The sequence below is a fragment of the Rothia sp. HMSC065G12 genome (assembly GCF_001811455.1).
Classification (GTDB): Bacteria; Actinomycetota; Actinomycetes; order Actinomycetales; family Micrococcaceae; genus Rothia; species Rothia dentocariosa.
Window position 1 is genome coordinate 1 of record NZ_KV804805.1, and the last position, 5,158, is coordinate 5,158.

Sequence of the window (5,158 nt, forward strand, 5' to 3'; positions counted from 1 at the left end):
CCCGGCGGTACTCGACCTGCTCAACCGGCTGGATTCTGCCAGCCCGACAAAATAAAACGATGAGGTCATCCAGATTATCTGGATGACCTCACTACGTTATGCAGGTATAAACCTCAATATTGATAATCTACCGATTAAAAATATTACGAATCGGATTCACCACCGTTGTCCACCAAGGCTGTGGAGAATCTTGAAACTTGCTTTGCTGACGTTCTTTGACCTGCTGAGAAATGCTTCGCCGTAGCTCACCAACTTCGGTATCTACGACCTTCTTATAATCAGAACGTAAACGTGCAGGTTTTCCATTGCGCATGACGGAGCTATATAGTCCTTCAGCAGTGTGAGTACTCATAGCACGTTCCCTTCCCTCACCATTAATTATCTCAGTTTACCGTGTTCGGCTCACTGTTGGAAGTAGCCTCATCGTTCTCATCAGATACCTCATCTGGACCGTATGGAGTCGCAGCTGAATTATTTCCGTGCGTCGAATCCGGGTGAGCGTGTGCCCGCTGAGTTGGCGGCGACGGGTTTCTTTGGCATGCGCGTGCTGGCGGTGGCGCAGGGCGGTTTCCGTGCCGGATCTGAGGATTCTGCGGACCCCGAAGAGACTGCCGCAGAGGCTGTCGAAGAGTCGACCGGCGAGTTCCTAGAGGTGCTTCTGCAGGAGCGCATCCGCGTGAAGGATGAGCCGCACGGTGCCCTGCCTTCGGGTATTGGTCCTGGCGATCCGGTGTCTATGGCGACGATTGAGGCGGCCCTGCAGGCTGATGTGCACGGGCTGCTTTTCGACGGTACTCTCATGCCTAGCGCGCTGATGCCTGACCTCCCCGCATCCGGTGAAGATTCTGATCCTTCCGAGGCTCCCGCCTCCCCCAGCACCCTGCCGAGCGTGCTCGATGCGGCGGCTTCGCTGACGGGGGTGGAGAGCGCATCCGCGGATTTGCTGTTCCGCCGTGTGCCGCGCCTGAAGAAGAACGCCTTGAACGCCAAAAATGCAGAAAATCTACCCCGTGAGGTTGATTTTCCCACCTCTGACCTGCCCACGGTGGATGCCGTGCACGCGGCGGTTCGCGCTCTCGACCATTCCTATGTGGCGGTTCAGGGCCCTCCCGGTGCGGGTAAGACCTTCCTCGCCTCACACGTGATTGCGCGCCTGGTGGCGGAGGGCGCGAAGGTGGGCGTGGTGGCTCAGTCGCATGCGGTGATTGAGAATCTTATGTTGGCGTGCTGTGCCCGTGATGGTTTTGATGTTTCGCGTGCGGTGCGTCTGCGCGGTAAGTCGGTGACCCCCGCCCCGTGGTCTGAGGTGTCTGATTCTGAGCTGGTGGAGCTGATTTCTGGTGCGGGCGGTTTGCTGTTTGGCGGCACGGCGTGGGATTACGTGAGTGAGCGTCGTGTGCCTGCCGGGTCGTTGGATGTGCTGGTGGTTGATGAGGCTGGCCAGTTCTCTCTGACAAATACGGTGGCGGCAGCTCGTGCGGCGCGTTCGGTGCTGCTGCTGGGCGATCCGCAGCAGTTGCCGCAGGTGTCGACGGGTGTTCATCCGTACCCGGTGGATGTTTCGGCGCTGGGTTGGTTGTCTGATGGGGCGGCGGCGCTGGATCCTCGTTGTGGCTATTTCTTGGGTGAGTCGTGGCGTATGGATTCGGCGCTGTGCGAGCGGGTTTCGTGGCTGTCCTATGATGGCGCGCTGGCGAGCGCGGCGGCGACGGCTGGTCGCGCCCTGCAGGGTGTTGCGCCGGGTGTGGTGTCGTATCCGGTGGAGCATGTGGGCTGTTCGGTGCGTTCTGTGCAGGAGGCGCAGGCGGTGGTGGATTGCGTGCGCGAGTTGTTGGGCCGTGAGTGGGTTCCGGCAGCTGGTGCTGCGCCGCGCCCGTTGGCGGCGGAGGATTGCATTGTGGTGGCGGCGTATAACGCGCAGGTTGATTGTGTGCGTGAGGCGCTGATTGCCGCTGGTCTGGCTGATTCTTCGGGTGCTGGCGTGCGTGTGGGTACGGTGGATAAGTTCCAGGGTCAGGAGGCTGCGGTGGTGTTGGTGTCGTTGGCGTCGTCGCGGGTTGATTCTGGGCGCGGTGCCGGGTTTGTGCTCTCGCCGAATCGTTTGAATGTGGCGGTGTCGCGCGGTCAGTGGCGGGCGGTGTTGGTGCATTCGCCGTGGGTGGCGCGTTCGGTGCCGCAGGATGTTGAGGAGGTGCTGGCTCTGTCGGGCTTCGCGGGCCTGGTGGAGTAGTGCTCTTCTGTGCTCCCCCGCCCCTGCCCGCTGCGTTGCGGGGCTGACCGGTGGCGGGCGTCTTTGGCGTGCCCGGAATCGGGTTCAGCCGGGTTCATTCAGGGTTCGGTTGGGTGGAAGCACCAAGAATGAATTATAGTCAACCTAACCCTAATGTCAATACTCAAAATGAGGAAAGTTTTTCAACATGAGTTCATGCATATGACTCATATCTCCACTATGATTTAAGACACCAACAGATGTTGGGGGTTGAGCTGAATCGCTCAGCCAAGATTCGATAGCCATAGATGACTATCTGTCGAAAGGAACACCAATGGAACTCGATATTCAGGATTTGATTACCTCATCCGAAGATGAGCTCAAGAGGGCTCATGGTGGTCTCCGTCCTCCGGCACATCGTGTAGGCGGACAGTAAATAACCACCTCCAGAAAGGCATATCAAACACAATTCATGACCCCTCGGGAAATTTTAAGAACCTAAATGAGATCTTAACAGGAGAATACACGATAGATGAGGTAGTTATAAAGACATCAAAAATTTTAGGATTAACTCCTAAAAATTCAAGGAAGATTATAGAATCACTCATAACGATGGGTCACATAGAAGATGGATTCTTCCTTAAATCATCTACAAAATCTAATAGGTACTCAAGAAGTCGTGAATTCTTTTCTTGGATTGACACTTCAGGAAGTAGCGACCCTTTTCGGGTGCAAAATATTCTGTCCTCCTCGAAAATTGTAATTGTAGGTCTTGGCGGAATTGGCGGATCCGTGGCCATGAACTTAGCATCTTCAGGAGTATCTCAAATACACATAGTTGATTTTGACAATGTTGAAGAGTCGAATCTCAATAGGCAAATTCTATACACAGAAAAAGACCTTGGGCTCAAAAAATCAACGGCTGCCATGAAAAATCTCCAAAAAATAAATTCAAAAATTCTTATTACATCCGAGGATAAGAAAATTACTTCCTCTGATGACCTCATTAAATATTTTAACGAATATGACCTAGTGTATCGCTGCGCTGACAGTCCAGACGATATACCATTTTGGTTCTCTGATGCTTCATTAAAATCTGGTAAACCATGGATTGATGCAAGCTACAATGGCCCAATAATTAATTGTTGCATCTACGACCCAAAGGTTACAGGATGCTATAGATGCATCCGTGAAAGTAATCTACGAAATATGACTCGTCTAGGTTACGAGGAAGCTCATACAGATAAAGTTCCAGAGATAAATGCTGCAATATCTCCTATAGTCCTTATATCTGGATCACTTGCCGCATATGAATGAATTAGGTATCTTGCCAAACTTAAGCCGCAAAGTTTAGGTAAAGCAATACATCAAAATATGTTCGATTACAGTAATTCATACACAGTGGAGATCCCCCATGAGTGTCAACACCGAGCTACTCAAGAATAGAGATTTTCGAAATACTCTCTTCGCCATTGGAGCCAACCAGCTCTCAGACTCGATGAGCTATATCACCACGCCCATCATTATTTTGGCGCTAACCGGCTCCCCCGAAGCTGCGAGTATCACCCTCTTCGTCGCGGGTGTTCTCGCCACCTGCGCCGGAGCTGTATCTGGAACGTGGGTCGATAGAATCGGCCCCTCAAAGTGCCTGGCACTGTCCTGTATCGGCCAGTCGCTGTCCTGGATAGCGATTCTTCTCTACCTCGTTTTCAACGTCACCAACATTTACGTTTTGGTGATCACGATCTCTCTCGCCGCCATCATTTCCACCTTCGACTACCCGAGTGAACAGTCCATCATCACCCGCGTAGTCCCCAAGGAACACCTGGGGTACGCCTCCGGTATGGGCGAGACGCGCGAGTCCACCGCCAACCTGCTGGGCGGCCCGGTCGCCGGCATCATTATCGGCTTCTCGACCGTGCTCATGACCGCAGTTCACGCGGTCGTCAACCTGCTGGCGTTCATCGTCGCACCCAAGAGCTACGGCGCTAGTCGGCAGCCCGCGGAAGAGGAGGAGGGCGAGAAAACCAGCTTCTGGCAGGACTCAAAAGCCGGTTTCGAGTACATCCTGAAAAACAAGGTGCTGGTGTCCATTGCGTTCGTTTCAACGCTTGCAAACTTTGGAACGGTCGGCATTCCGCTCACCTTCATCTACTACTACACCCTGGAGGGCGCACACCCGCTCTTCATCGGCATCTTTGCGAGCGCCTTCGGTGTGGGCGTGTTGCTCGGTTCGTTCCTGGTCGGCCCGCTGACCGAGAAGTTTGCGCTCGGCCCGCTCGGTATCACCTCCCTGGCCATCATGTCGGCCTGCTACCTGTTGCTGCCGGTGGTTCATTCGATGCTGTGGGCGGTGTGCCTGCTGATTGTGTTGGCGGGTATTGTGCTTCCCTCCTTCAATTCGAGCATCATTGCGTACATTAACGCATCCACCCCGGAGCACATGATCGGTCGCGTGCACTCGGTGCAGGGCATCCCGAACATGGCGCTGACCCCGCTGGCTGTTCTGCTGGCAGGCTTCCTCATTGTTGATTGGGGCATTACGTACACGGCGCTGTTCTACGCGGTGTTCATTTTCCTGTCGCTGGTGGTGATGGTATTCCAGAAGCCGCTACGTCAGCTGCCCCATATCTCGCAGGTAACGAACGCACAGTAGTTCCACGATAGCCCCGTCTATCAACTCCGCTCAACGCCCCCGAAAGCGAATAATTCAACGTGCACTTGCATGAAAATTATTTTCCTTTCGGGGGTGTTCTACGTCCTTTTGAGGATTTCTGCACACAGTGCATGCTCGCGATAATTCGCCTTATCAATGCGTATTTTTGGGGTTTTAAATGTTGCCGGTATTACGGCGAACCTTACGCAGCTTGTTGAAGGTTTTACGGCATAATAGGAAGGTGTTCGTTCTAACCTTTATTCAACGTTCCGCACAGCACTCACTCACTGCAC

At 53.8% G+C, this 5,158-nt stretch carries 4 protein-coding genes; 3 read left to right on the forward strand and 1 reads right to left on the reverse strand.

Annotated features, from left to right (window positions below; translation table 11 throughout):
• Window positions 1-127 precede the first annotated feature (127 nt).
• Window positions 128-352, reverse strand: a complete 225-nt coding sequence (locus tag HMPREF2804_RS02285) for a hypothetical protein (RefSeq protein WP_004005780.1) — start codon at window positions 350-352, stop codon at window positions 128-130.
• 102 nt (window positions 353-454) lie between these two features.
• Between HMPREF2804_RS02285 and HMPREF2804_RS02290 the strand changes: the two genes are divergently transcribed.
• The 3 genes from HMPREF2804_RS02290 to HMPREF2804_RS02300 all read left to right on the forward strand — a co-directional run bounded on the left by HMPREF2804_RS02290 (window position 455) and on the right by HMPREF2804_RS02300 (window position 4,865).
• Window positions 455-2,230, forward strand: coding sequence for an AAA domain-containing protein (locus HMPREF2804_RS02290; RefSeq protein ID WP_238382423.1), 1,776 nt, complete (start codon window positions 455-457; stop codon window positions 2,228-2,230).
• Between the two features lie 591 nt (window positions 2,231-2,821).
• Window positions 2,822-3,526, forward strand: a complete 705-nt coding sequence (locus HMPREF2804_RS02295) for a ThiF family adenylyltransferase (protein WP_246824099.1) — start codon at window positions 2,822-2,824, stop codon at window positions 3,524-3,526.
• A gap of 97 nt (window positions 3,527-3,623) precedes the next feature.
• A complete protein-coding gene (locus HMPREF2804_RS02300) occupies window positions 3,624-4,865 on the forward strand; it encodes an MFS transporter (protein ID WP_048754961.1) in 1,242 nt (413 codons plus the stop codon).
• The last annotated feature ends 293 nt before the right edge of the window (window positions 4,866-5,158 follow it).